The following is a 26135-nucleotide window of genomic DNA, read 5'->3' as shown; positions in this document are numbered from 1 at the left end:
ATCGATAATTCAATAATTAATATATTTAGCTCTGCATGAATAAATGGAGCTTGTTATTGTTTTCTGTACTGTTCATTCAGTTTAGCGCTTGCCGTAACGCGGCTTCAAATTCTGGTAAAACCATTTTTAATATTAACCTGGAGGAAGGTCTTACTTCACTCGATCCCGCCTTTTGCCGTAATCATTATACCATTTGGATGGATAACCAGGTTTTTAATGGCCTGGTACAGATCAATGATAGTTTGAAAGTAATACCCTGTATTGCTAAAAGCTGGGATATATCTGCCGATGGTCTTTTGTATACCTTTCATTTGCGCAATGATGTTTACTTTCACGATGACCCGCATTTTAAAGATGGTGTTGGTCGCAAGGCTGTAGCATCCGATTTTGTGTATAGTTTTGGGCGATTAATTGATCCTAAAGTAGCCTCGTCTGGCTCCTGGATATTTAGCGATAAAGTAGAGGGGAAACGCTCATTTACTGCTCCTGATGATAGTACTTTTAATATCCGCCTTAAACAGCCATTCGCCCCTTTTTTAAGTATGCTTACTGCGCAGTACTGTTCTGTTGTGCCCAAAGAGGTGGTGGAGTTTTATGGTAAAGATTTCAGGAGCCATCCCATCGGCACAGGTCCATTCAAGTTTAAATACTGGAAAGAAGGGGAGGTATTGGTGCTGCTTAAAAACGAAAAATACTGGGAGAAGGATAATAAGGGTAACCGCTTGCCTTACCTCGATGCGGTAAAAGCCAGCTTTATTGCCGATAAACAAACATCATTCCTGGAATTTATCAAAAAGAAGCTTGATTTTTTAAATGATATTGATGGCAGTTACCGGGATGATATCCTGACCAAATCTGGCAAGGTGACACAAAAGTACCAGGGCAAATTTGTGCTGAATACGGCTCCATATCTAAATACCATGTACCTGGGCATATTGGTAGATACCAACTTGGCCATAGTAAAAAAGTCACCGCTAAAGATATTAAAAGTAAGGCAGGCTATTAATTATGCTATCGACAGGCAAAAAATGATGAAATACCTGCGCAATAGTATGGGCACACCCGGCTATGAAGGTTTTATCCCGGAGGGAATGCCTGGTTTCGGTAAAAATGTAAAAGGCTATACTTACGACCCTGAAAAAGCCAGACAACTATTAGCCGAAGCCGGTTTTCCGGATGGTAAAAACCTGCCCGAAATTTCATTGGCCACCACGGTAGGTTACCGCAGTTTGATAGAGTATGTACAAGGGCAATTAGATCGGATAGGTATCAAAACCAGTGTAGAAATTACCCAGGGTGCCAGCCTGCGTGAACTAGTAGCCAAAAATGGCATAAACTTTTTTTACGGTCAATGGATAGCCGATTACCCTGATGGTGAAAATTATTTGTCGGTTTTTTACTCCAAAAATAAGATCCCTTTTGGACCCAATTATACAGGGTTTAACAATAAAAAATTCGACGCGCTGTTTGAGCAGACCTATCATGAAAAAAATGATGCTGCCCGCTATGCGCTATACCAGCAAATGGACGGTTTGGTGATGGAGCAATCGCCGGTGGTGGTATTGTATTACGATAAACTGGTGAACCTATACCAGAATAATATAAGTGGCTATAGCCTTAACGGACAAAATTTATTGGTGTTGAAAAGGGTAGTTAAAGCCCCCTGAAGCGGGAACTTTATAAAACTATTTATTTAATCTTCTATCTATATGAATACACAAAATGCAGCTCATTGGGTTCAACGGTTAACGTTGCAGCCACATCCTGAGGGTGGGTATTATAAAGAGGTGTTTCGGTCTGAACAACAAATAAGCCGGACCGGTGGAACGGCCGTTAAGCAAGCCTGTACATCCATTTACTACTTGTTGGAAGGAGAAGACTTTTCGGGTTTTCACCGGTTAGTATCCGATGAACTTTGGTATTTTCACGTCGGTTCGCCACTCTATATTCATATGATCGATGTTGCCGGAAATTATCATCGATACGAGCTTTCGGCATTAGATACGGGTGAGCTTTCTGTTGTTATACCAGGCGGATCCTGGTTCGCATCCGAAATACCTTCGAAAGAGGGCTTTAGCCCTGGTAAGTTGCGCAGTAGCTCCGGGCTTTGATTTCAGCGAATTTGAAATGGCGGTAAAAGAAGATATGACTGCCGCATATCCCCGTTTTGATGACTTATTTAACCGGCTTTGCCGATAGGTAAGTCCACTTTTAACTATTAACATCCACCATATGAACGAAAAAGTAATAGGCATCATGGGTGCCATGCATGAGGAAATTAACAGCATCCTTCACTTGATGACAGGTATTGAAGAAGTTTCTTTCGGCAGGAGAACATATTATACCGGAACTATCAGTAATATTAAAACCGTACTGGTTTTTTCCAGATGGGGCAAAGTTGCGGCAGCTACTACTGTCACTAGCTTGATCACCAGGTTTAACATTACCGATCTGATATTTATTGGTGTTGCAGGAGCTATCCATACCGAATTGAAAATAGGGGACGTGGTTGTTGCCAACCGCCTGATCCAACATGATATGGATGCCCGTCCGCTGATGCCTCGGCACGAAATTCCTTTGCTGGGCGTAACCTATTTTGAAGCTGACTCTGATTACATCAGCATCGCAAAAAAATCCGTTGATGCGATTGTTGGCGATCATATCCATTCGTTTATCGACGAGCATGAAATTGAGCGCTTTTTATTACATAAAACCCGGGTGTTTCAAGGAACTATAGCCAGCGGTGATAAATTCTTTGCTGATCAGGCTGATAAGGATCAATTACACGCTGCTATTCCAGACATACTATGTGTGGAGATGGAAGGCGCCGCCGTAGCCCAGGTTTGTTATGAATACGAGATCCCCTTCGTGGTTTTAAGAATAATCTCAGATGAATCTAATGAGCATTCATCTATTGACTTTCCTGATTTTATCAAAAATGTGTCCAGCAAATATGCCTATGAGATTGTTAGGAATATGTTTGCGGTGTTATAGATAGGATGGCAATCTCTCCACGCGTCATTGCGAGGAGGAACGACGTGGCAATCCCTAACTATACAGAACCGATCTGCAAATCGGAAATTGCCACGCTGCGCTCGCAATGACGTAGTGGACAAGAAGGACGTGCAATCAACAAAAAAGCCTCCCCAAAAAAGGGAGGCTTTTTAATATTAGCTTTCAGCTTTAACCTTTCGGCTTTGAGCTTATTAAGATGCCATTTGCTTGCGGATGATGTTCAGCGCGCCGCCGGCTTTAAACCATTCAATTTGTTGGTCGTTATAGGTATGGTTTACCGGGAACGAATCAACAGATCCATCTTTGTGGTGTAATACAACGGTTAACTGTTTGCCCGGAGCAAAAGTTGTTAAGCCGTCAATATCGATCACATCATCTTCCTGGATCTTATCATAGTCGTTGGTATCGGCAAAAGTGATACCCAACATACCTTGTTTTTTAAGGTTGGTTTCGTGAATACGGGCAAATGATTTTACCAGTATGGCACGTACGCCTAAGTGACGTGGTTCCATCGCTGCGTGCTCACGTGATGAACCTTCGCCATAGTTTTCGTCGCCTACTACTACGGTGCCAATACCATTCGCTTTGTAATCGCGTTGAGTAGCCGGTACCGGACCGTATTCGCCGGTCAGTTCATTTTTAACACTATCAGCAGTATTGTTAAAATAGTTGATAGCGCCGATCAACATATTGTTAGATATGTTATCCAGGTGGCCACGGAATTTTAACCATGGGCCAGCCATAGAAATATGGTCGGTAGTACATTTACCTTTGGCTTTGATCAACAGTTTTAAGCCTTTCAGATCGGTACCTTCCCAAGCTTTAAACGGCTCCAGCAATTGCAGGCGTGATGATTTTGGATCAACAATAACCTGAACTGTGCTGCCATCCTCGGCTGGTGCCTGGTAGCCTGCATCTTCAACAGCGTAGCCTTTTACCGGCATTTCAATACCTTGTGGCTCATCAAATTTTACCTGCTCACCGTTTTCGTTGGTCAGGGTATCAGTTAATGGGTTAAAGGTTAAATCGCCGGCGATAGCAAAAGCAGTTACAATTTCCGGCGAAGCCACGAAAGCGTGAGTATTAGGGTTACCATCCTGACGTTTAGCAAAGTTGCGGTTAAACGAAGTGATGATAGAGTTTTTACGGGTAGGATCGTCGGTATGACGGGCCCACTGACCAATACATGGACCACAAGCATTGGCTAATACCACACCGCCCATTTGATCAAAAGTATTCAGGTAGCCATCACGTTCAACCGTGTAACGTACCAGCTCAGATCCTGGGGTAATGGTAAACTCAGCTTTGGTTTTTAATTTTTTATCGATAGCCTGTTTCGCGATAGAAGCAGAACGGGTAATATCTTCGTATGATGAGTTGGTACATGAACCAATCAAACCAACTTCTAATTTGGTAGGCCAGTTGTTTTCTTTAACCGCGGTAGCGAATTTAGAGATAGGCCATGCCAGATCCGGAGTGAACGGACCATTTACATGCGGTTCCAGTTCAGACAGGTTGATTTCGATAACCTGGTCAAAATATTGCTCAGGGTTGGCGTAAACTTCCTCGTCGCCGGTTAAGTGCTCGGCAATTGCGTTGGCAAGCTCGGCAATATCGCCGCGTTTAGTACCGGTTAGGTAAGCAGCCGCTTTTTCGTCATATCCGAAGATAGAAGTAGTAGCGCCAATTTCGGCACCCATATTACAGATGGTACCTTTACCTGTGGCAGATAGTGAACGTGCACCTTCGCCAAAATATTCAACAATAGCGCCTGTACCACCTTTTACGGTAAGGATACCAGCCACTTTTAATATCACGTCTTTTGCTGATGTCCAGCCAGAAAGTTTTCCGGTTAATTTAACACCAATCAGTTTAGGGAATTTAAGTTCCCATGGTAAGCCTGCCATTACATCGCAAGCATCAGCACCACCAACACCAATGGCAATCATACCCAAACCACCCGCGTTAGGCGTGTGTGAATCGGTACCGATCATCATACCACCCGGGAAAGCATAGTTTTCCAGAACAACCTGGTGAATAATACCAGCGCCTGCTTTCCAGAAACCAATACCATACTTATCAGAAACAGAGGCCAGGAAATCATAAACCTCGCGGTTTACGTCAACAGCAGTATTTAAATCGGCAACGGCGCCAACTTTTGCTTGTATCAGGTGATCGCAATGTACGGTAGAAGGAACAGCAACCTGCGGACGGCCAGCCTGCATAAACTGCAAAAGGGCCATTTGAGCAGTAGCATCCTGCATAGCTACACGGTCTGGTGCAAAATCAACATAATCCACTCCGCGGCCAAACGCTTTTTGAGCATCGCCTTCAGAAAGGTGGGCATATAAAATTTTCTCGGTTAAGGTTAGATGTTTACCGGTCGCTTTACGGGCAGCATCCACACGGGTGCTGTAGCGATCGTAAACTTTTTTGATCATATCTAAATCAAAAGCCATTTGTATTTGATTTTTAGGTGAAAAGTAAACGAATTGACACCAAACCCAGTAGCTGGGCTCAGTGCGGCGAATTTACAAAAATTACTACTAAAAGCTGTCAGTCAACTGTGTAAATGTTATTTGGAGCTATTCTAAATAGGAGGCCCCCACCCCCCCGAAGGGGGAATGCAGTTGGCAGATGGGTAGTTTGCAGAGGAGGATCGGTTACGAGCGAGTTGTGTTGTTATGAAGATATATCTGGATGCGATATATTTGCCATTCCATGACGAAAGGCAAATGCATCACCTGCTTAAACACAACTAAACTATGAAAATAACGATAACCGATTATCAGGATAACTGGCCAATCTTATTTGCAGAGGAAAAGGAAAAGATCAATAATATATTGGGTTTTTTAAACCCGGTTATAGTTCATATTGGTAGCACATCAGTTCCCGGGCTTTGTGCCAAACCCATTATTGATATAGAAGTAGGGTTAAAAAGCGCCGATGATCTGGATAAAACCATTGGGCCCATGCAGCAGCATTACACCTATGTTAAAATGTATGAACCCGACTGGCCATCAAGGCGATTTTACAGCAGATATAAAAGTGAAACAGGCGGTGCCATACCATCATTCATTGATGTAAATGATGTGCCGTCTGTTAAGCAAGGTTTAAAATCTGTAACTCATATTCATGTATTTGTAAAAGATACCGACGATTGGATAAGGCACGTTGCTTTCCGGGATTATCTGGCTTTACATCCCGACGAACGCGATGCCTATTGCCGGCTTAAAAAAGAATTATCGAAAAGTGAATATAAAAATACGATAGACTATAATGATGCTAAGAATGATTTTGTAAAAGATGTTCAGCAAAAGGCTGTTGATTGGTATAAAAAACTACATGGTATAGATTGATTCGGGTTCTTAACCGTTGCAAACTGCTAACTGTCTTCCCTTTAGAGGGGTAAGGGGCAAAAACTAAACCCCTCCTTGCTCCACACTTCCAAAGCCCTGGGCAGTGTATATTTCACCCGGTCATACGCTTTCAAACTGTCATGAAATACCACGATGGATCCGGCTTCGGTATGTTTCAGCACATTTTGCAGACAAGCTTCGGGACTAAGGTTGATATCAAAATCGCCACTCAGTACATCCCACATGATAATTTTAATGTCGGGGCGGGTGTCCTGCAGATCGCGGATCTGTTGTCTTTTGATCCTGCCATATGGCGGCCGAAAAAGGTGAGTATCCAGTACTTTATCAGCCTGTAAAAAATTATCCAGGTAAATTTTGTTATCAGTTTCCCAACCTTTAAGGTGATTATACGTATGATTGCCGATGGCATGGCCATCGTCGGTCAACTGCTTAAAAATATCGGGATGTTTTGCTACATTATCCCCAATACAGAAAAAGGTGGCTTTGGCATTATACTGTTTTAAAATATTTAATATATGTGTTGTAACAATTGGTATAGGCCCATCGTCAAAAGTGAGATAAATGCAGCGATCAGCTTTGCTTTTATTCCAGATGAGTTGGGGGTACAGCTTTTTGAGCAGCCAGGGTGTTTTAATCAGATACATATACGAAACGGGCCTTTTATGTTTTATTTAAAAAATAAACAAAAATGAACATGCAAGGTAAGCATCAGTTGCTTACAATTGCATATAAAAACTTATGAAACCAATATTGTCACTACCCATTAAAACAACTCTTATAGGTGCTATTATATTTTCGGCACTTGGTTTTCAGGCTAAAGCACAAGAAGTAATCACTTTACAAAAAGCAATTGACCTGGCCCTTGAGCGAAATTTAACCATTAAACAATCACAGTTTACCGAGGCACTGTCTGAAGAAGATCTGAAGCAATCGAAATTTAATCAATTGCCCAACCTTACAGCAGCACCGCAAGGCGGATTCAACTTTGGTCGTAATATAGATCAATCAACTTATCAGTTCATTAATCAGCGTATTTTACAGGTTTATGGTCAATTCTCTACACAAGTTACCTTATTTCAGGGTGGACAATTGCGTAACCAGATTATCCAGAACCGGATATTGGTTGATGCCAATAAAACCGCCACAGCGAAAGTTAAAAACGACCTGATATTAAACGTGGTTACCACCTTTTTGCAGGTATTAACTAACCAGGATCTGGTTAGAGCATCCAAACAGCAAATCGAGATATCGAAACTAACACTAGAGAGAGCGCAGCAAAATTATAATGTAGGTAATCAAACCCTTGCCGATCTTTCACAAGCTAAGGCCCAGCTTTCAACCTCGGAACTTGATTATACCAACGCGCAAAACCAGATGGAATCATCAATGCTTACCCTAAAGCAATATATGGAGATGAATCCGGCTACCGAGATAGAGGTGCAGAAGCCGGATATCGGCAAACTTAGCGACATCAAAGTAATATATGATCCGCAGGACATATTAAAAACGGCGTTGAACGTAAACCCTGATGTATTGCTTGCAGAGGTTCAGCAAAAATCATATGAACAGGCTATAAAAGTAGCAAAAGGCAATTATTATCCCACCATTACCCTGATAGGACAGGCGGGTTCTAATTATTCAAATGCAAAAAATACAGTAGACCAGGTAATATCTACCGGTACGTTTTCACCCATCGGTATTGTGCAAGGTACAAATCAGGTAGTTGTACAGCCAGGCTTCACCCAAACATTTAAAAGCAATCCGTTTTTTACCCAAATAGGTAACAATTTTAACCAGGCTATAGCTTTAAACTTACAGATACCAATTTTTGGCAGGTTTACCGCGCGCACTTCCGTACGCAAAGCAAAAATTCAGGCCCAAAATGCCGAGGTAACCTCGCAGTTGGCCCGTAACACGCTGAGCAAAGTTATTTATCAGGCAGTTTGGGATCTGCGCGCTGCCGAAAAAAAATATCTTTCGACCACGCAAACATACAAGGCTAATAAAGATGCCTTTAACATTACGCAGCAGCGGTACACTGTTGGTTTAGTAAATTCACTGGACTATAATACTTCCCTTACTAATCTTAATAAATCACAATTTGACATGATCGAAGCTCAATACCAGCTCATTTTCAGGAGCAAGGTGATTGATTATTATCTGGGCAATCCTATAACACTTTAACGTCATAAGCTTAATCTTAAAAACATCATAAAATATCGAAACGCATAGTCATGGGAAAAACTACTAAATATATTTTGATAGCCCTGGGGGTAATAGCTGTATTGTTCATTGTGGCAACAGCGACAGGCATTATTGGCAAACCGCCCTTACCCCAGGTAGCCACCGAAAAAGCCGACGTGCGTGAAATTAATGAGACAGTATCTGCCAGCGGAAAAATAAAACCACATGTTGAAGTAAAGATAACCTCAGAAGTATCTGGTGAAATTGTTGAATTGCCTGTTAAAGAAGGTGATGTGGTAAAAAAAGGCCAGTTGGTTTGCCGTGTACGTCCCGATATATTAAAATCGGGCTATGATCGTGCTGTGGCAAGCTATAGTACCCAAAAAGCAACTATAGGTAATATGGCACAATTGCTTAAACAGGCAGAGGCTACTTTTGCTAACCAGGAGGCTACTTTCAAACGTACTCAAACACTTTTTCAAAATAAAGTACTTACCGTATCTGAATTTGATAATGCCAAAGCCAGCTATGAGGGTGCTAAAGCCAGCTTAGAAGCCGCCAGGCAAAACCTGGTTGGGGCGCAATTTGGCCTGCAACAACAATCGGCCTCGGTTAAAGAAGCGCAGGACAACCTGGCCAAAACCAGTCTTTACTCACCGGTTGACGGGGTAATTTCTAAACTGGTTATTCAAAAAGGCGAGCGTGTTTTGGGCACCCAGCAATTTGCCGGTACCGAGATCATGACCATATCTGATCTGAGTAAAATGGATGTGAATGTGGATGTAAACGAAAATGATATTAACCGTATATCGTTAAATGATCCTGCAAACATCGAGGTGGATGCTTTTTCGGGTAAAAAATTTACAGGTTCGGTAATTGAAATAGGTAGCTCGGCCAACGTAGTGGGTACCAATGCCGATCAGGTAACCAATTTTACAGTTAAAGTACGCATAGATGCCAATTCTTATACGGCATTGCTTCAAAAAACTGCTGATAACCCATCACCTTTCCGTCCGGGATTAACAGGTACCGTTGATATCAATACCAATCATGTGAAATCTCTTTCGGTTCCGATCCAATCTGTAACCACCCGCGATGAGAAAAAAGATGCCAGTGCCGCTGCCGCAAAGGACGATAAAAAGGTACAGATCAGCGCCCCGGTCAAAGAGTATGTATATGTTTATTCGGCTCCGGGTACGCTAAAGCAGGTACAGGTAACTACAGGTATTCAGAATGATACCTATATCCAGATCCTGTCGGGCTTAAAAGGTGGCGAAGAAGTGGTATCGGCGCCATATTCGGCTATATCAAAAACATTAGCCGATGGCATGAAGGTTCAAAAAGTTGATAAATCAAAATTATTTAATACCGATAATAAATAATCCTCATCAGTATTAACATCATAAAAAAAGGCTGCTTCAAAATTTTGAAGCAGCCTTTTTTTATTTAATATCGATTGGGTTTAAACTTTTAGACCTCCGAAAATACTGAATAGCATTACGCTCAACACCACAAAAGTGATCAGGATATACAATCTGTCTTTTTCCAGTATAAAGCCTATTAACGAAAAAAAGATGCGTAAAATAGGAGTAGCGATCAGCACGAGTACGCCCAGTTGTATGATTCCTTTAGCGTTGAATGAACCAACGCCGCTGAAAATTTCACTGATGGTAGTATAGCCGGCCCGCTCACCCACAAATGTATGATAAGCAGGTACACCGCTGTGCTGATATTGATGCAGGTAGATAATACCACCGATAAAAACAATGAGGCTCGCGGTGATAACTCCGTATCTTAATAAATAACCAATCAGTTTTTCTATATCCTGATCAGCTGTAAAGGCTTTTGAAAGTATCTTTTTCATGATCTTTTTTGTTTAGAATTTGTGGTTATAACCGTTAAATATCATCTCGGCGGCAACAAAGGTGATGGCTACACAGAAGATATATTTTAACACCTTGGGATCCATACGGGTAAGCAGTTTGGAGCCGGTAAACGCGCCGCCCAGTACACCCAGCATCACCGGGAAAGCAATACCCGGATCCATATAACCTCTTTGTAAATACACCACGGCGCTGGCTGCTGCGGTAACCCCGATCATGAAATTGCTGGTAGTGGTGCTCACCTTAAAAGGTATGTGCATAGCCGAATCCATAGCCAAAACTTTTAAGGCCCCGGAACCAATGCCTAAAAGTCCCGACAGAACGCCGGCCAGGGTCATGATAGAAAAACCCGCCCCTACGTTTTTTAATTTGTATTCCACCTCGCCATCTTTAGTAGGATAGCTGCTGTTGAGTTTTAATTTGTAGGATAGCGTGCTGCCTTCGGTTAAGGCTTCCATGTTCTTTTTGCGGAGGGTCATAGCTGCTGAGAATAACAGGATAGCGCCGAAAAGAATGGCGATGGTATTGGTAGGCGTATACACTGCGATGATGGCGCCGCCAACTGCCCCCACCGTAGTGGCAATCTCCAGGAACATGCCTAAACGGATATTGGTGATCCCCTCTTTAATGTACGCGCTTGCCGCACCCGATGAGTTGGCGATAGATGCCAGTAAAGCCGCGCCGATGGCGTAGCGGATATCTACATGAAATACGAGGGTAAGCAATGGAATTACCACTACGCCGCCGCCAAGGCCGGTGAGTGAGCCAACCAAACCGGCCAGGTAGGCTCCTGCCAGTAAGATGAGGGTGAATGTTATAATAGTCATGATATATGGTATTAATAATTATTATTTAAAATTTGCTGTATCAGTTGCTCGGCTTGTTTAACCTTTTGGGCTTTGATGGCCTTAAACAGTTGCTCATGCAGGTGATGGCTCATGGCAAAATGACTGATGCCTTGTGCTTCGCGTTTGGAGAAGAAATCGCGGATGATGAGGGTGAAACTTTCATATAAATCGGCCAGTACGTTGTTTAATGAAGCCTGGGCTATGGCCAAGTGAAAAGCGATGTCGGCATCAACACAGGCCTGGCGCTGTTCTGACTGGATAGCCTGTTTTCTTTTTTCCAGAGATTGCTCAATTTGCGCTATGTGTGCTTCAGATCGGTTTTGTGCTGCCAGGCGGACTATCTCGCCCTCCAATAATATCCGCACGGCATTAATCTGGTCGAAGTCGGCATTTTTTAAGCGCTGCTCAATAGTTTGCTCCCTTATAACGGAGTTGACGAATGTTCCGGAGCCCTGCTGTACTTTGAGTATGCCGGCGGTAGCCAGGGTTTTAATGGCTTCGCGGATGGTGGAACGGCCCACGCCATACAGCTGCATCAATTCGGGCTCGGCAGGTATTTTTTCGTTGAGCTTAAATTTGCCCTGCGCTATATCATTCCTGATCTGATTGATTACGCGGCTGCCGAGGGTTTCTTTCTTATCCATATCGCTGATGATTTGATATGTAAAGGTATGATGTTTTTATTTAAACATCTGATGTTTAAAAATATTTTTGACATTAGTGTGATGGAGGTGGGAATTGAAGGGGAGAGACAGAGCCTAAGAGGAGGTGTCATGCTGAGCCCGTCGAAGCATGGTGGTAGGGGCTCTGCGCGCGTGCTTAGACGAGCTCAGAGTGACAGGCTTTTTAGGCATTGTATAAATTGTCCCCTAACACAGCAAAAGTTAAACTGTCATCTCGAACGAGGTACGAGGAGAGATCTTATACACGAGATATGCCAATTGTACAAGATTTCTCCTCGTACCTCGTTCGAAATGACAAAATGGAATAATTATTTTGAGATTATTTACTACTCTACCCCTGCAAACTCATCACCGCCTGATCAAGGAAATTGGGGATCAGGGTACGTTGGGTATGGGTTATTTTGTCGGGATCGTCCAGTCGGTCAAGCATTTCTCGATATTTTACTTCGCCATGCTCATTGATCACTTCCTGCTTTTTTTCATCTCGCAACAACATGGCTTTTATACCGCCGGCATCAGCCTCGGGGTGAAACTGGGTGGCGAAAAAGTAATCGTTATAACGGATGGCCATCATGGCGCGGGGCAGATCAACATGTGGGCGCTCTTTCTCAATAGCGACCAGTTGCATACCCAGTTCCTGGAAACGTTTTTCATTAGGGTTGATCACCTGCCAACTGCGGGAGTCGACTGCATAAAATGGATCGCCCAGGCCCTCAAAAACAGGCTCATGGGCACCTGCCGGGGTTTGGTTAACCGGCAGCACGCCAAATGATGGCGAACGGCGCATATTGATATCACCCAGTTTATAATGGCGGCACATCAATTGAAATGAGTGACAAACAAATAAGGTGTGTTTTTTATCGGTGGTGTTGGAGAGATTATGATCTTCCAGTTTTTCTATCAGCCTGAAATATTTTTTTTCCCATTCGGTTCCTTCAGATATCAGCGGATCACCGGGGCCTCCGCTCGAAATATAGATATCGAAATTGGTACCCGGCATTTCGCATCGCCGGCGTACATCAAATATCTGGTAACTTAAATTAAGCTCGTGCTGTGCTTTATATCTATTCAAAATTTCCTGGAAACCACGCATTCCCTCATTGGCTATCCCATCATATAAGTCGAGTATTGCTACTTTGATTTCCGGTTTTGTTGTCATTTTGTTCTTTTATAATTTGTTAAGCCCGCTCCTTTGAGTAGTAGCCATTGGCAGCTATCCCCAAAAGGATGTCATACTGAGCGCCGTCGAAGAATGGTGGGCAGGCCTCTGCGCTCTACCCTTCGACGGGGCTCAGGGTGACAGCCCTCTTTGTGTTATTCTTTCGTTATACCTTTTTATAGTCTATTACGCTCTGCTAAGGCCGTGGGGTCATAACCCCTTTAAAGTTTGCGAAGTAATATAATCTACCACGTCTACAAAGCTACTGTTTTGTTGGTAAACGGCTAACTGCCTGTCGGCGCCGGTGCCGTGTTCCAGTATTTTGTGCACATATTGCAGATCATCGCGCGAGCCTAATTCGTCCACCACGTCATCCACAAAATCAAGTAGCTCCAATACCAGCGAACGGGTATTTACTTCCATTTCTTTGCCAAAGTCGATCATTTTACCATCGATGCCATATCGGGCCGCGCGCCATTTATTTTCGTTGATGAGCGCACGTGAATAAGTGATGAACTTCATGTTCTGCTGCCGTAGCTTATACAGTTTGGCGCACAGGGCCTGGAACAGGGCGGTAAAGGCGATGGTTTCATCAACCAGCATGGGGCAATCGCAAATGCGGAATTCGATGGTTTCGAAGAAGGGGTGCACGCGGATGTCCCACCAGATCTTCTTGGCATTATCAATACAATTGGTTTTTACCAGCAGCTTAATATAGCTGTCATACTCTTCAATACTGCTGAAAGAATCGGGGATGCCGGTACGCGGAAACTTATCAAACACCTTGGTACGGAAGGATCTGAACCCGGTATTGCGCCCTTCCCAAAAAGGAGAGTTGGTTGACAAGGCAAAAACATGCGGCAGAAAATACCTAACCTGGTTGGCTATATGGATAGCCATATCGCGCGACTGGATGCCTACATGTACATGCAAACCAAAAATAAGGTTGGAGCGGGCGGCTTCCTGCATTTCGTCCACAATTTCAAAATAACGCGGATGATCGGTGATCAGCTGATGCTGCCAGTGCGAAAACGGATGTGTGCCCGCGGCACCAATACGTAAACCAATATCGCCGGCCAATTGGGCCACCGTGGTGCGCAGCTTGCTTACCTCCTGACGGGCTTCCTGGGTGTTATGGCAAATATGCGTGCCCACCTCCACTACGGCCTGGTGCATTTCGGCCTTTACCTGATCCTCGTGGATCTTTTGCGCGCTATCCACAATTTTTTGCTCATGCGATTTTAATTCCCTGGTCACGGGATCAATCACCATAAATTCTTCTTCAACACCTAAGGTAAACTCGTTCATAATTGGTTAGGTTATAGTACTCATTCTCGTAATTGTCATTTCGAACGGAGTGAGAAATCTTTTGCGCGGGATATACAAACTGTAAAAGATTTCTCCTCGTGCCTCGTTCGAAATGACAGGTGGTATTATTTTTTGGCAGCAGGTTTTTTGGCTGCTTTCTTTACCTCTTTTTCCTTTTTTACTTTTGCTTCAGGTTTGGCCTTTGCCTTTAAGGGCTGGGCGACTTCCTTAACCGGAGCAATCGCTTTCACCACTTTGGCTGCTTTATTTACTTTGCTCTCCGTTTCCACAGGCGGATTCACCTTACCAATATAAATTTCCTTTTTTACCGGTTTGGGACTCACCAGCGGAGTTTTAGCAGCTGATGTTTTTACATATTCGCCCCAGGTAAGGTTGTCCAGACCGGCTTTTTGTTTTTTGGCGCGATCGATGGCATAATCGGCGGCGGTTTCCACCACCCAGTCAAAATTTTCCTGGCCCACGCTGGTTACTTCGGCATCTGGAGCTGGGTTGCAAAAATCAATCGCGTAGGGGATGCCATCACGCACGGCAAATTCAACCGTGTTAAAATCGTAACCCAGGTACTGGTTCAGTTTGATCACATAATCTTTAACCTTATCCAATAGTTTTTTAGCCGCCGGTGCCTTGCCATGTTCATAACGCAGATGATGCGGGTTGCGTGGTTCATATTGCATAATGCGTACATGCTTGCCTCCAATGCAGTAGCAGCGGAAATAATCGTCAAACACCACCTCTTCCTGCAGCATCATTACGTACTGCTTAGTTTGATCATATTTGCTGAAAAAATCATCCCGGTTTTGCAGTTGGTAAACCTCTTTCCAGCCGCCACCATCAAAAGGTTTCATATAGGCTGGGAAACCCACATAGTTGAATATGCCATCCCAATCTAAAGGGTAGGCCAGGTTGCGGAATGATCTGTCGGTAGTATCATCGGGCAGTTCTTTGGAGGGTAGTATCACCGTTTTGGGTACAGGAACACCCAGCTTCACGGCCAGCGCGTTATTGAAGAATTTTTCGTCGGCGCTCCACCAGAATGGGTTATTGATCACCGCGGTACCACAGATAGCCGCGTTTTTGAGGGCGGCCCGGTAAAAGGGGACATCCTGTGATATACGGTCGACGATCACCGCGTAATCCAATGGCTCAGCCTGTAAAACCTTATCGATACGTACAAACTCTGCCGAAATATTTTTTTCGGCCTTTTGATTGATCCGATCAACAAATGCCTGTGGAAATGAATTTTCCTGTCCGAATAAGATGCCTATTTTTTTCATGGTAGATGGGGTTAAACGCTAATTTCTAAACTCTAAATCCTAAAACGAATCGATAACTCTTTGTCTTGATTCCTGACTCTTATTTCTTGTCTCTATTTCTTGCTTCTATTTTATCGTTGACAAATAATGCGGGAACATTTCGCGCCAGATGGGCCAATCATGATTGGCAAAAGGGCGGATATCCAGCCAATGTTTAATGTTTTTTTGATTTAAAATGTTTGATAACTGCAGGTTATACTCTTTGCAGATGTCGTGCTCCGAGGTTCCCAGGATGATATTCATGTTCCATAAATCCGGGGCATTATCACCCGGTAAAAAATCAACAGGGTTATTGTAAAATATATCGTCGTTATAAAAGCCATCGGTAAACATTTTGATATCAAACGCGCCGCCCATGGTAAACAGGTTGCTTACTTTTTCGGGATGTTTAAACGCGAAGTTGGCCGCATGGTAACCGCCAAAACTGCAGCCCGCCATAACTACTTTACCCACGCCGGTTTCGTGCATGGTCCAGGGTACCAGTTCGTCAACCAGCATTTTATCGTACCATGTATAGTTACGGGCACGATCGGCGGGAGATATGCCTTCGTTGTACCAGCTGCGGTCGTCTATGGTGTCGGGACAGTAGATCTTGACCAGGCCCTGGTCAATAAACCACCTCACGCTTTCTATCAAGCCAAAATCCTTATTCTGATAATAGCGACCCTTAGTTGTGGGGAACAGGATCACGGGATAACCGCGATCGCCAAACACCAGCATTTCCAGGTCGGCACTTAAATTTGGCGAATGCCAGCGGTGATATTTTTCGGTCAAAATAATAGATTTTTGCTTTCAGAAGGTAAGTTAAGTGGTTTGACTGAAAAAGGCAACAGTCTGATAAATTAAAGGTTAGGGGTAAAAACAAAAAGTATTTTTACTTTTGCACCCTTAAAATTTGACGAAAGATGTATTGGGGCTGGGCTGAAACAGAAATGACGATCACCAAAAAAAATATCACTATAAATTCTGCATTACTTAATCGCGAGGTTACCTGCACACTGGTTATGCCCGATGAGCAGGAACTTACAGAACCACTAAACTTGTTGTTATTGAATGATGGGCAGGAGCTGGAAAATCTGCAATTACTGGCAACACTGGAGCAATTGTATAACACCAATCGCATAAAACCGGTGTTGGTAGTGGCTATACATGCTGGTGAAGACCGCATACAGGAATACGGTATAGCCGGTAAACCTGATTTCAAAAAGCGCGGCTCCAAAGCCGATGTTTATACAGTATTTATAAAAACCGAATTGCTGCCACAAATCAAGGAGGGGACGGGTATCAATGATTTTGAAACGACAGCCTTTGCGGGCTTTTCATTAGGCGGATTATCGGCTTTTGATATTACCTGGAACAATAGCGATGTGTTTGATAAAGTGGGTGTGTTTTCCGGATCGTTCTGGTGGCGGAGCAAGGACCTGGCCAAGGGCTATACCGATGCCGACCGGATCATGCACGCGGTTATCAGGAATACTATAGGTAAACCTGATCTGCAATTCTGGCTGCAAACCGGTACCAAAGATGAAACCACCGACCGCAACAAAAATGGCATTATCGACGCTATTGACGACACCATCGATCTGATCAAAGAACTTGAAAACAAGGGCTATACACGCCCCGATGATATACAATATGTAGAGCTGGTTGGTGGTACCCATGATACTGCCACTTGGAGTAAAGCGCTGCCTAAGTTTTTGATCTGGGCTTTTGGGCGATAGTGATTTCTATGTAAAATTTAGTTAATCAATAGGTTAAAAGAATAGGTGTTTACGCTTTTTTGGTAATTATATTGTATAAATGTTTGCGGATAAACCCACAATCCTTTAAAATGCCATATATTAAGCTTACCTTTGCGCCAAATTTTAGGGAGCATTTTCATGCAAAAAATAAGAAACATCGCGATTATCGCACACGTTGACCACGGTAAAACCACATTGGTTGACAAAATATTGCACAGCTGTTCAATATTCAGGGACAACGAATCAACCGGTGAACTGATACTGGACAATAACGATCTGGAACGTGAACGTGGTATCACCATCGTTTCAAAAAACGTTTCGGTTAGATACAAAGACGTTAAGATCAACATTATTGATACCCCGGGTCACGCCGACTTTGGTGGCGAGGTGGAACGCGTATTGAAAATGGCCGATGGTGTATTATTACTTTGTGATGCTTTTGAAGGCGCCATGCCTCAAACCCGCTTTGTAACCCAAAAGGCTTTGGCTTTAGGCTTAAAACCAATTGTGGTTGTAAACAAGGTTGATAAAGAAAACTGTCGTCCGGAAGAAGTTTACGAACAGATATTTGAATTATTCTTCAACCTTGAAGCTACCGAAGAGCAACTGGATTTCCCGGTTATCTACGGTTCATCAAAACAAGGTTGGATGAGCACCGACTATAAAAAACCAACAGAAGATATCTTCCCGTTGATGGATGCCATTTTGGAAAACATTCCACCGGCACCTATCGCCGAAGGTACCCTGCAAATGCAGATCACTTCTTTGGATTACTCCTCTTTCGTAGGTCGTATCGCTATTGGTCGTGTGGCCCGTGGTACTATCAAAGAAAACCAGCCGGTTTCCTTAGTAAAACGCGATGGTACTATCCAAAAATCAAGGATCAAAGAGCTTTATACCTTTGAAGGTCTGGGTAAAGTACGTGCTACCGAAGTAGGTTCTGGTGATATCTGCGCCGTTGTAGGTATCGATGGTTTTGACATTGGTGATACTATTGCCGATTTTGAAAAACCAGAACAACTGGAAGTTATCAAAATTGATGAGCCTACCATGAACATGTTGTTCACCATCAATACTTCACCTTTCTTTGGTAAAGAAGGTAAATTTGTTACTTCACGCCACCTGCGCGATCGTTTGTTTAAAGAGATGGAGAAAAACCTGGCGCTTAAGGTTGTTGAAACCGAATCGCCTGATTCATACCTGGTGTATGGTCGTGGTATCCTTCACTTGTCAGTACTGATCGAGACCATGCGTCGCGAAGGTTATGAATTACAGGTAGGTCAGCCACAGGTTATCGTTAAAGAAATTGACGGTGTTAAATGTGAGCCTATCGAGTCGTTAATTGTTGATGTACCGGGCGATGTTGCCGGTAAAGTAATTGAGTTGGTAACACAACGCAAAGGCGAACTGTTGATCATGGAGCCAAAAGGCGACTTACAGCACTTAGAGTTCGAGATCCCATCACGCGGTATTATCGGTTTACGTAACAACGTACTGACTGCTACTGCCGGTGAAGCTATCATGGCACACCGCTTTAAGGCTTATGAGCCATGGAAAGGTGTTATCCCTGGTCGTTTAAATGGTGTATTGGTATCTATGGATACTGGTAAAACTACCGCTTTCGCGATTGATAAATTACAGGATCGTGGTCGTTTCTTTATCGATCCGGGTGTTGATATTTACGAAGGACAGGTTTTAGGCGAGCACATTCGCGATAACGATTTGGTGATCAACTTAACTAAAGGCAAGCAGTTAACCAACATGCGCGCATCTGGTAGCGATACCAACGTACGTATAGCACCTGCTATCAAATTCTCGTTAGAAGAATCAATGGAATATATTCAGGCTGATGAATACATTGAGGTAACCCCACAAAGCATCCGTTTGCGTAAGATATTCCTGAACGAAAACGAAAGAAGAATTAACGCTAAAAGGTTTGTTAATCAATAATTAACAGATCTTCAATAGATATAAAAGCCTCCAGGATTTTCCCGGAGGCTTTTTTTATGCTTAATAAATATATTTATGAAATCAAAATGAATAATATGTTTATATTATTCATTTTTTATTATTTTGATATATGAATTATCAAAATAATGTCATTTAATAATTGTTTTGTGTATTAAGAAAGGTGTTTTTTTATGCTTTTATTTTGATTTATAGTTGTTTATGTATTTATGATATTGAGTATTTATTTAATATAAAAAATATATAAATTAAATACAATAGTTGTAGATTGCCGTAAATAAAAACCTATAACAACACAATGACAACATTCAAAAAAAATCTTACACATGCTGTAATAGGCATGCTGTTAACAGGCGTATTTGCCTCATGTCAAAAAAGTAACGACAAAACCGTTGACCCGGCTTCCAAACAAGCATCAGCTTCAAACAAAAGTGTAAATGGTATTACTGGTACCTCTATCGCTGTAGAAGTTGGTGCTGTGAGCAAAAAAAGCAGCGGTACGCTTGACCTGTTTGGCAGAAGCACCACCAACACCTTATTACACAAGAGCTGGACAAGTGCCAGCGGCTGGACCGCATGGGAAGATCTGGGTGGTAACATCGTTTCAGCACCAGCCGCTTCTTCAAGACAATCAAACGCTATCAACGTGTTTGCACAAGGGCCAACCGGTCACCTCATGCAAATCTATTATGTAGATGGGCAGGGCTGGTCGCCATGGATCGATCTGGGGGGTAATATCACCTCCGCTCCTTCATCTACATCACAAACAGCCAATGATCTTTCTGTTTTTGCAAAAGGTGCAAATAACGATCTGGTTGTGCTTACCTGGAATGCCGGATCGGGATGGGGCTCATGGGCAAGCCTGGGAGGCACCATTACTTCGGCTCCTGCTGCTATTTCCAGAAGCTCAACTACTACCAATGTTTATGCTAAAGGAGCTAACAACAATCTGGTGCAAATCTATTCAGTTTCGGGCAGCTGGTCAGCATGGACCGATCTGGGCGGTACCATTTCATCTGCGCCAAGCGCGATAACCCGTTCAGCTAATGACATCAATGTTTATGCTAAAGGTACATCAAACACCCTGAAACAAATTTACTGGACAGCAAGCGCTGGCTGGTCGGCCTGGACAGATCTGAATGGCAGCATCACCACAGCTCCCGCAGCAGTTGCAAGAGATGCTAACAACATTAACGTGTTTGCTTTAAACAATACCGATCTGCAGCAGATCTACTGGACCTCGGCCGGTGGTTGGGTTAACTGGTTCAACATGCCTCAATAAGAAATACATTAACTGATCAATTAACAGGGGCGGTGCTTTTATAGCGCCGCCTTTTTTGTTACTTCATTTGCTTGTAACCACCAATAGCAGGAAGCCAAAAATGCCAAAAAGTGGGTTTACATGTTTTAGCTCATTTATTATTAAAAATAAACACAAGTAATTGATTATAAGTTATATAAAATAATGTTAACCGAAAAAAGTGTAAACCATGTAAACCCACTTTTTTTGTAAAAAAGCCTCGCTGCTGTGTATACTTTCGCTCGTTGCAAACTGTAAGTGTGGGGCGCTAAACAGAGCTTGGGAGTGTGCGATTCCCCTCTTGAGAGGGGGCAGGGGTGTGTTATTCTGCTTAATGAACACACCCCTGCCATTACACAAGCCAACGCGCCCCCTCTCAAGAGGGGAGTTTGATGTCTGCGCTCGTTTGCAACAAATACTTAACATGGCTGAGCGTTTATAACGCAAGTCTGTAACCGAAAATGTTATCGGCCTTTCAGCTTCGCGATAGCGCCATCAATAATGCTGTTGATATCTTCGGATAGCTTCAAAAAGTAAACGGCCGGCAGATAAAGCGCGGTGATAAATGCGGTGCGCACCATGGTATCAACATAATAATTACCGACGTGAAGCGGAAGTATCCAAGCCGATAAATAATAAGCCAGTATGCCGGTTGCCAGCGCCAGTACGCACTGAATAGTGAATGGCTGCATACCAAATTTGATCCAGATAAATATATACCTGAACAGGTTAAAAACAAAATAAGTTATGGCCGAAGCTATGGCCGATCCCGTAATACCATAACGCGGGATCAGCAGCAGGTTGGCTACAATAATAAGTACCACCAATAGGAGGTTAAACAGCGCCTCATATCTGAAATATTTTGATGTGGCCATAATCACCCCATTGATACCTGTTGATGCCTCTATCAAAAAACCCATACTTACAAAAAATATGGCGTATTTTCCTGCACTGTATATGTGCGGTGAAATCCCCAAAATATTATCGATACTGGCCCACATCAGTATAAACAGGAATAAGGAGGCGATAAGTTGTGTTACACAGCTTTTTTCATACACGGTACGGATATTTTTAAGATCGTTGCTTTTCCATGATTCAGATACAATGGTATAAGCAATGCTGTACAGTGAACGTGTAGGTAAGGAGATAATGAGGCCAAAGTTAAAGGCCAGTGAATATATAGCAGTTGAGCTGAGGCCGAGTTTTTTAAAAATGAGGTAATTGTCTACATTCTGAATAATAACAGGGGCCATTCCTGTTAGTATGGTAAAAAAGCAAATGCCGATGAGCTTGTTAACCATATCGCGGGTTAAAAACGCCATGTCTGGCTTAAGCGAAAATTGGCCATCGCGTATGATCCGGGCTACGATAAAAAAGGTGGGTATCAGGTTGGCCACCAGCCAAAGCCACATAAAACTTTCAAAGCTGATGAGCCTCAAATAGACCAGCACAATAGGTACCAGTATAAATACCCTTTTGGTAAACTCGCGCAGTATAAGCCCGGTGGTCATGTTATAAAGCATGCGGGCGTACAGGTCAAATACATTAAAAAACAACGTAAAAACAGTAAGCGGCACCAAATACCAGTAATATACACTAAACAGAGCCGATGATTTGGCCGAATTGCCATCGGTATTATGGCTCACGATCTGGTCTTTAAACAACCAGGCTATCAGTACAAATAAAATGGTACCCACTAATGACACCATACAGGCCAGGAACAGGTAGCCGTGATGTTTTTTTTCATCACTGCGGAAGTAAGGAAAATACCGGGCAGTACCGTTAAATCCCAGTATGGAGAATTGCGCAAACACCAAAGGGGCCGATGTCAACATGGCTATCAAACCATATTCGGCCGGACTTAAGGAATGGGGCATCAGGTAATTGATAGATAGAAAACCGATAAGCACCCCCAAATAGGAATATATGGTGCCTTTAATGGTTTGTTTTTTTATGATGCCCATTCAGTTAGTTGGCCGTGTTACGGGTTAAAATGATAATTTTGAAATGCAAATGGCAAATATAAAATATAAAGTGTGTGTGTTAACGCTTACCTACGCAAATAGGTGGCAATTTTTGGAGCAGGTACTAAAACGCGTGCTGTCATTTGCCCCGGTAACACAGGTAGTGGTAGTGAATAATGCCGCGCTTTATAATGTAGAAGAATGTGCCGACGGATTGAACGATAACCGTGTAAAGGTTTTAAACAATGCCGAAAACCTGGGCTCAGCAGGCGGTTATAAACAAGCTTTGGAATACGCTTACCAGCAAACAGATGCCGATATGGTTTGGCTGCTGGATGATGATAATCTGCCCGATGAAAACTCGCTGGATATCCTGCTCCAAAACTGGGAACAAACAGCAGAAGCCAACGATAAAAAGGCCTTATATTGCCTGCGCGAAGACAGGCCACCCCATGTAAAAATAGCACGCGGCGAGGACCCGGGCAGATATTACCTGGTGCCTGATAATTTTATGGGCTTCAGCATATTCAACATCTTTAAAAATCGTTTATCTAAAGCACGTGATAAGTTTTCGGGCGTATCGGCGTATTTGTCAAAGGCTGCCATGCCTTATGTGCCTTACGGCGGCTTGTTGATGCACCGTGCCATGATCGGACTGATCGGTTTTCCCTACGAACAGTTTTATCTGTATGTAGATGATTCGGAGTATACCTACCGCATCACCAAAAACGGCGGAACCATATGGCTGATCCCGGAATGTAAAGTGTTGGATATCGACCAGTCGCAAGGCTTAACCTATCAGCCCAAAGCCTTCCATTCGCATTTGCTCGATCAGTGGAGTTTCCGCACCTATTACGCCGTCAGGAATCGGATGTATTTCTACGCGCGTAACGCGGTGGATTCGGCTTTGATTTTTTCGATTAACAAAAACTTGTACCTGTTTTATCTGTGGATCATCAGTATCCTGAGTTCCAAACAGCAGGAGTACCGGAAATTCTTAACCGCCGTGAATGATGGGCTGAAGGGAAAAATGGGTAAGGCCGGGCCTGGGAAATGGTGATTTTGAGAAGAGGGGAGTTGAAAATCAAGCTTCAGTGAGAAATCGCATGAAGCATAAACGACTCACCCGGTCTACGCTTCGCTATACCACCCTCTCTCCGGCTTTGCCGTAAAGAGGGTAAGGAAAAGATTTGTCATGCTGAACGTAGTGAAGCATCTATTATTGAACTTTTCCATCATAAAATAGATCCTTCGTTCCTCAGGATGACAAAAACTAAGAGAAGAGCCCCTCTATGGGCAAAGCGGAGAGAGGGGTGACGAGCGCAGCGATGTCGGGGTGAGTTGAAAAATTTTACCTGCTTAAAAACATAAACATTAAAGTGATAGTTTTACATTCGTAAACTCATGCAGGAATCAATTATTGGCGGAAACTATAAAACCGCGTACGATCAGTTTTATCAAAAGCACGACGAGGCCTGGCGTATGCTCAGCGCCAAATACAAGGCGCAGCATATCATCGATGTTTGCCGCGGACTCAATTTTACCAAAGTGCTCGAAGTTGGCGCGGGCGATGGCAGTATCCTCAAAATACTGTCGGATAATAACTTCGCGGCCGAATATCATGCTGTCGAAATATCGGGTAGCGGGGTAGAGTATATTCAGTCGCGCGGTATTAAAGGCCTGGCATCGGCACAGGTATTTGATGGTTATAAGCTGCCTTTTGATGATGATAGCTTTGACCTGATCATCCTGTCGCACGTACTGGAACATGTGGAGCACGAGCGCCTGTTGCTGCGCGAGTTAAAACGGGTAGGCAAACAATGTGTTATTGAAGTGCCGCGCGATTATAAAACCGGGGTGGATGCCCGCATTAAACATTTTTTGGCTTATGGCCACATCAATGTGTATACGCCAACATCGCTGCGCTACCTGCTGCGCACCGAAGGTTTTGAGATCGAGAAGGATCTGACATCGATGATCGAGCCCGAAGTAACCCGCTTTAACGCTTACGTAAATCAGAAAAAAGCGAAAAGCTTTGTGAAAAATCTGAAAATAGCCGCTGAGTTTACCGTAAAACAAAGCCTTGGAAAAATTTTCGGAAAAAAAATAACCGAACAATTTGCCAACGCTTATACCGTTTTGTGTAAGAAAGCCAGCAACCAACCAGAATTGTTTTAATAGTATCAAGTTTTAGTATCAAGTAATTAGTATCAAGTATCAAGACTTTTTAAAACCATGAGCTCCGTTTTGCGAAGCTGTCTTGATACTTGATACTCGCTACTTGATACCCAGCGAATACCCAACCCAAAAATAACTATGCAACAGCTTGCCCCTATAGCGCTATTTGTATACAACCGGCCCGATCATACACGCCGTACCCTGATCCATTTGCAAAAAAATGTACTGGCAGAGGAATCGAGGTTATACATTTTTTGTGATGCCGCCAAAACCGATGCCGACCGCGATAAGGTGGAGCAGGTAAGGCAAATAGCCCGCGAAACTACCGGCTTTAAATCGGTAAGGGTTATTGAGCGCGATCATAACCTGGGTTTGGCCGAATCCATTATCAGCGGGGTAACGCAGTTAGTGTATGAGTATGGCAAGGTAATTGTTTTTGAGGACGACTTGCTGTCATCGCCCTATACATTGGAATATTTTAACGAGGCCTTAACCTATTATGCCAGCCAGGAAAAGGTGATGCATATCGGTGCCTACATGTACAACCTCAAGGATAAGGATCTGCCCGAGTCATTTTTTTATCGGGCGGCCAGCAGCTGGGGCTGGGCAACCTGGGCACGCGCCTGGAATCATTTTGAACCGGATATTGATAAGCTGATAGCCCAGTTTGATACGCTCAGCATCATCCGTTTTTCGATAGAAGGTAAGATGAACTTCTGGCGGCAGATACAGGAATTTAAAGCCGGTAAAAACAATTCCTGGGCCATTCGCTGGTATGCCTCTATCTTTTTAAAAGGTGGTCTTACGCTTAACCCGGCGCGCTCACTCATCAACAACATCGGGCACGATGGCACCGGCGTACACTCTAACCGCGAGAACATGTACGATGTGCACATCTCGCAGCAGCCCGTTAAAAAATTCCCCGATGTAATTGAGGAAAACGAAAAAGCCTACCAGGCCATCAAACATTTCCTTGCCCACCGCAAAGGCAACCTGTTTAAACGCATGGTAAGGTTTGTGAAACAAAAGGTAGGGTAGATAACAATACAAATTTGTCATCTCGAACGAGGTACGAGGAGAGATCTTATACGCAGAATAAGCTAATTGCAAAAGATTTCTCCTCGTGCCTCGTTCGAAATGACATAAAGGAATTGCCTCTCCCCAATTTTTACCCCATCAAAAAAATCAG

23 protein-coding genes are annotated in these 26135 nt (G+C 43.4%); 13 read left to right on the top strand and 10 right to left on the bottom strand.

Annotated features, from left to right (window positions below; all coding sequences use genetic code 11):
* Nucleotides 1-35 precede the first annotated feature (35 nt).
* From ACTJKG_RS20445 to ACTJKG_RS20430, 4 genes are read left to right on the top strand one after another with little or no spacing between them, the layout of a single operon-like run.
* A complete protein-coding gene (locus ACTJKG_RS20445) occupies nt 36-1667 on the top strand; it encodes an ABC transporter substrate-binding protein (RefSeq protein ID WP_440740281.1) in 1632 nt (543 codons plus the stop codon).
* 42 nt (nt 1668-1709) lie between these two features.
* Nucleotides 1710-2111 (top strand): cupin domain-containing protein, encoded by a 402-nt coding sequence (locus ACTJKG_RS20440; protein WP_440740280.1) that lies wholly within the window; start codon nt 1710-1712, stop codon nt 2109-2111.
* Nucleotides 2080-2199, top strand: coding sequence for a hypothetical protein (locus tag ACTJKG_RS20435; protein WP_440740380.1), 120 nt, complete (start codon nt 2080-2082; stop codon nt 2197-2199). Before ACTJKG_RS20440 ends, ACTJKG_RS20435 begins: the two co-directional genes overlap by 32 nt.
* Before the next feature lie 33 nt (nt 2200-2232).
* Nucleotides 2233-2994: a 5'-methylthioadenosine/adenosylhomocysteine nucleosidase gene (locus ACTJKG_RS20430; protein WP_172337549.1), complete on the top strand. Its 762-nt coding sequence runs from the start codon at nt 2233-2235 to the stop codon at nt 2992-2994.
* 212 nt (nt 2995-3206) lie between these two features.
* Here ACTJKG_RS20430 and ACTJKG_RS20425 read toward each other — a convergent pair whose 3' ends face one another.
* Entirely contained in the window at nt 3207-5474 is a 2268-nt protein-coding gene (locus ACTJKG_RS20425; RefSeq protein WP_172337548.1) for an aconitate hydratase, read from the bottom strand.
* Nucleotides 5475-5780: 306 nt separating this feature from the next.
* Here ACTJKG_RS20425 and ACTJKG_RS20420 point away from each other — a divergent pair, with 306 nt between their 5' ends.
* Complete coding sequence (locus ACTJKG_RS20420) at nt 5781-6374, top strand: GrpB family protein (RefSeq protein ID WP_172337547.1); 594 nt, start codon at nt 5781-5783, stop codon at nt 6372-6374.
* A gap of 41 nt (nt 6375-6415) precedes the next feature.
* Here the strand turns inward: ACTJKG_RS20420 and ACTJKG_RS20415 are convergent, their stop codons facing one another.
* On the bottom strand, nt 6416-7039 hold the full coding sequence (locus ACTJKG_RS20415; RefSeq protein WP_440740279.1) for a polysaccharide deacetylase family protein: 624 nt from the start codon (nt 7037-7039) through the stop codon (nt 6416-6418).
* Between the two features lie 94 nt (nt 7040-7133).
* On the opposite strand from ACTJKG_RS20415, the gene ACTJKG_RS20410 reads away from it, so the two are divergent.
* Together ACTJKG_RS20410 and ACTJKG_RS20405 are read left to right on the top strand one after the other, a co-directional pair.
* Nucleotides 7134-8579, top strand: a complete 1446-nt coding sequence (locus ACTJKG_RS20410) for a TolC family protein (RefSeq protein ID WP_172337545.1) — start codon at nt 7134-7136, stop codon at nt 8577-8579.
* A 50-nt stretch (nt 8580-8629) separates the two neighbouring features.
* The gene (locus ACTJKG_RS20405) at nt 8630-9961 is read left to right on the top strand and encodes an efflux RND transporter periplasmic adaptor subunit (protein ID WP_440740278.1); all 1332 of its coding nucleotides are present in this window, start codon (nt 8630-8632) and stop codon (nt 9959-9961) included.
* A gap of 80 nt (nt 9962-10041) precedes the next feature.
* Here ACTJKG_RS20405 and ACTJKG_RS20400 read toward each other — a convergent pair whose 3' ends face one another.
* From ACTJKG_RS20400 to ACTJKG_RS20370, 7 genes are all read right to left on the bottom strand, one after another.
* Nucleotides 10042-10443, bottom strand: coding sequence for a DUF1634 domain-containing protein (locus ACTJKG_RS20400; protein WP_440740277.1), 402 nt, complete (start codon nt 10441-10443; stop codon nt 10042-10044).
* Between the two features lie 12 nt (nt 10444-10455).
* A complete protein-coding gene (locus ACTJKG_RS20395; RefSeq protein WP_172337542.1) occupies nt 10456-11289 on the bottom strand; it encodes a sulfite exporter TauE/SafE family protein in 834 nt (277 codons plus the stop codon).
* 11 nt (nt 11290-11300) lie between these two features.
* Nucleotides 11301-11954 carry a FadR/GntR family transcriptional regulator gene (locus ACTJKG_RS20390; protein WP_440740276.1) on the bottom strand — a complete coding sequence of 218 codons (654 nt, stop codon included), beginning with the start codon at nt 11952-11954 and terminating at the stop codon, nt 11301-11303.
* A gap of 370 nt (nt 11955-12324) precedes the next feature.
* A complete protein-coding gene (locus ACTJKG_RS20385) occupies nt 12325-13152 on the bottom strand; it encodes a type 1 glutamine amidotransferase (RefSeq protein WP_440740275.1) in 828 nt (275 codons plus the stop codon).
* 210 nt (nt 13153-13362) lie between these two features.
* Complete coding sequence (locus ACTJKG_RS20380; protein WP_172337539.1) at nt 13363-14460, bottom strand: carboxylate-amine ligase; 1098 nt, start codon at nt 14458-14460, stop codon at nt 13363-13365.
* A 125-nt stretch (nt 14461-14585) separates the two neighbouring features.
* Entirely contained in the window at nt 14586-15755 is a 1170-nt protein-coding gene (locus tag ACTJKG_RS20375; protein ID WP_440740274.1) for an ATP-grasp domain-containing protein, read from the bottom strand.
* A gap of 105 nt (nt 15756-15860) precedes the next feature.
* On the bottom strand, nt 15861-16568 hold the full coding sequence (locus ACTJKG_RS20370; RefSeq protein WP_440740273.1) for an esterase family protein: 708 nt from the start codon (nt 16566-16568) through the stop codon (nt 15861-15863).
* A gap of 158 nt (nt 16569-16726) precedes the next feature.
* Here ACTJKG_RS20370 and ACTJKG_RS20365 point away from each other — a divergent pair, with 158 nt between their 5' ends.
* The 3 genes from ACTJKG_RS20365 (at nt 16727) to ACTJKG_RS20355 (ending at nt 20786) form a co-directional block, all read left to right on the top strand.
* Nucleotides 16727-17515 (top strand): alpha/beta hydrolase, encoded by a 789-nt coding sequence (locus ACTJKG_RS20365; RefSeq protein WP_440740272.1) that lies wholly within the window; start codon nt 16727-16729, stop codon nt 17513-17515.
* Nucleotides 17516-17674: 159 nt separating this feature from the next.
* Nucleotides 17675-19486: a translational GTPase TypA gene (gene typA / locus ACTJKG_RS20360; protein WP_172337535.1), complete on the top strand. Its 1812-nt coding sequence runs from the start codon at nt 17675-17677 to the stop codon at nt 19484-19486.
* A gap of 316 nt (nt 19487-19802) precedes the next feature.
* The gene (locus ACTJKG_RS20355; RefSeq protein WP_440740271.1) at nt 19803-20786 is read left to right on the top strand and encodes a hypothetical protein; all 984 of its coding nucleotides are present in this window, start codon (nt 19803-19805) and stop codon (nt 20784-20786) included.
* A gap of 482 nt (nt 20787-21268) precedes the next feature.
* Here the strand turns inward: ACTJKG_RS20355 and ACTJKG_RS20350 are convergent, their stop codons facing one another.
* Complete coding sequence (locus tag ACTJKG_RS20350) at nt 21269-22768, bottom strand: lipopolysaccharide biosynthesis protein (protein WP_440740270.1); 1500 nt, start codon at nt 22766-22768, stop codon at nt 21269-21271.
* Between the two features lie 49 nt (nt 22769-22817).
* On the opposite strand from ACTJKG_RS20350, the gene ACTJKG_RS20345 reads away from it, so the two are divergent.
* The 3 genes from ACTJKG_RS20345 (at nt 22818) to ACTJKG_RS20335 (ending at nt 25984) form a co-directional block, all read left to right on the top strand.
* Entirely contained in the window at nt 22818-23828 is a 1011-nt protein-coding gene (locus tag ACTJKG_RS20345; RefSeq protein WP_440740269.1) for a glycosyltransferase, read from the top strand.
* Between the two features lie 344 nt (nt 23829-24172).
* Nucleotides 24173-24946 carry a class I SAM-dependent methyltransferase gene (locus ACTJKG_RS20340; RefSeq protein WP_440740268.1) on the top strand — a complete coding sequence of 258 codons (774 nt, stop codon included), beginning with the start codon at nt 24173-24175 and terminating at the stop codon, nt 24944-24946.
* A gap of 138 nt (nt 24947-25084) precedes the next feature.
* Entirely contained in the window at nt 25085-25984 is a 900-nt protein-coding gene (locus ACTJKG_RS20335; RefSeq protein WP_172337530.1) for a glycosyltransferase, read from the top strand.
* Nucleotides 25985-26135 lie beyond the last annotated feature (151 nt).

Source organism: Mucilaginibacter sp. 22184, assembly GCF_052045695.1.
Taxonomy (GTDB): Bacteria; Bacteroidota; Bacteroidia; order Sphingobacteriales; family Sphingobacteriaceae; genus Mucilaginibacter.
This window is presented reverse-complemented; position numbering and strand designations above follow the sequence as displayed.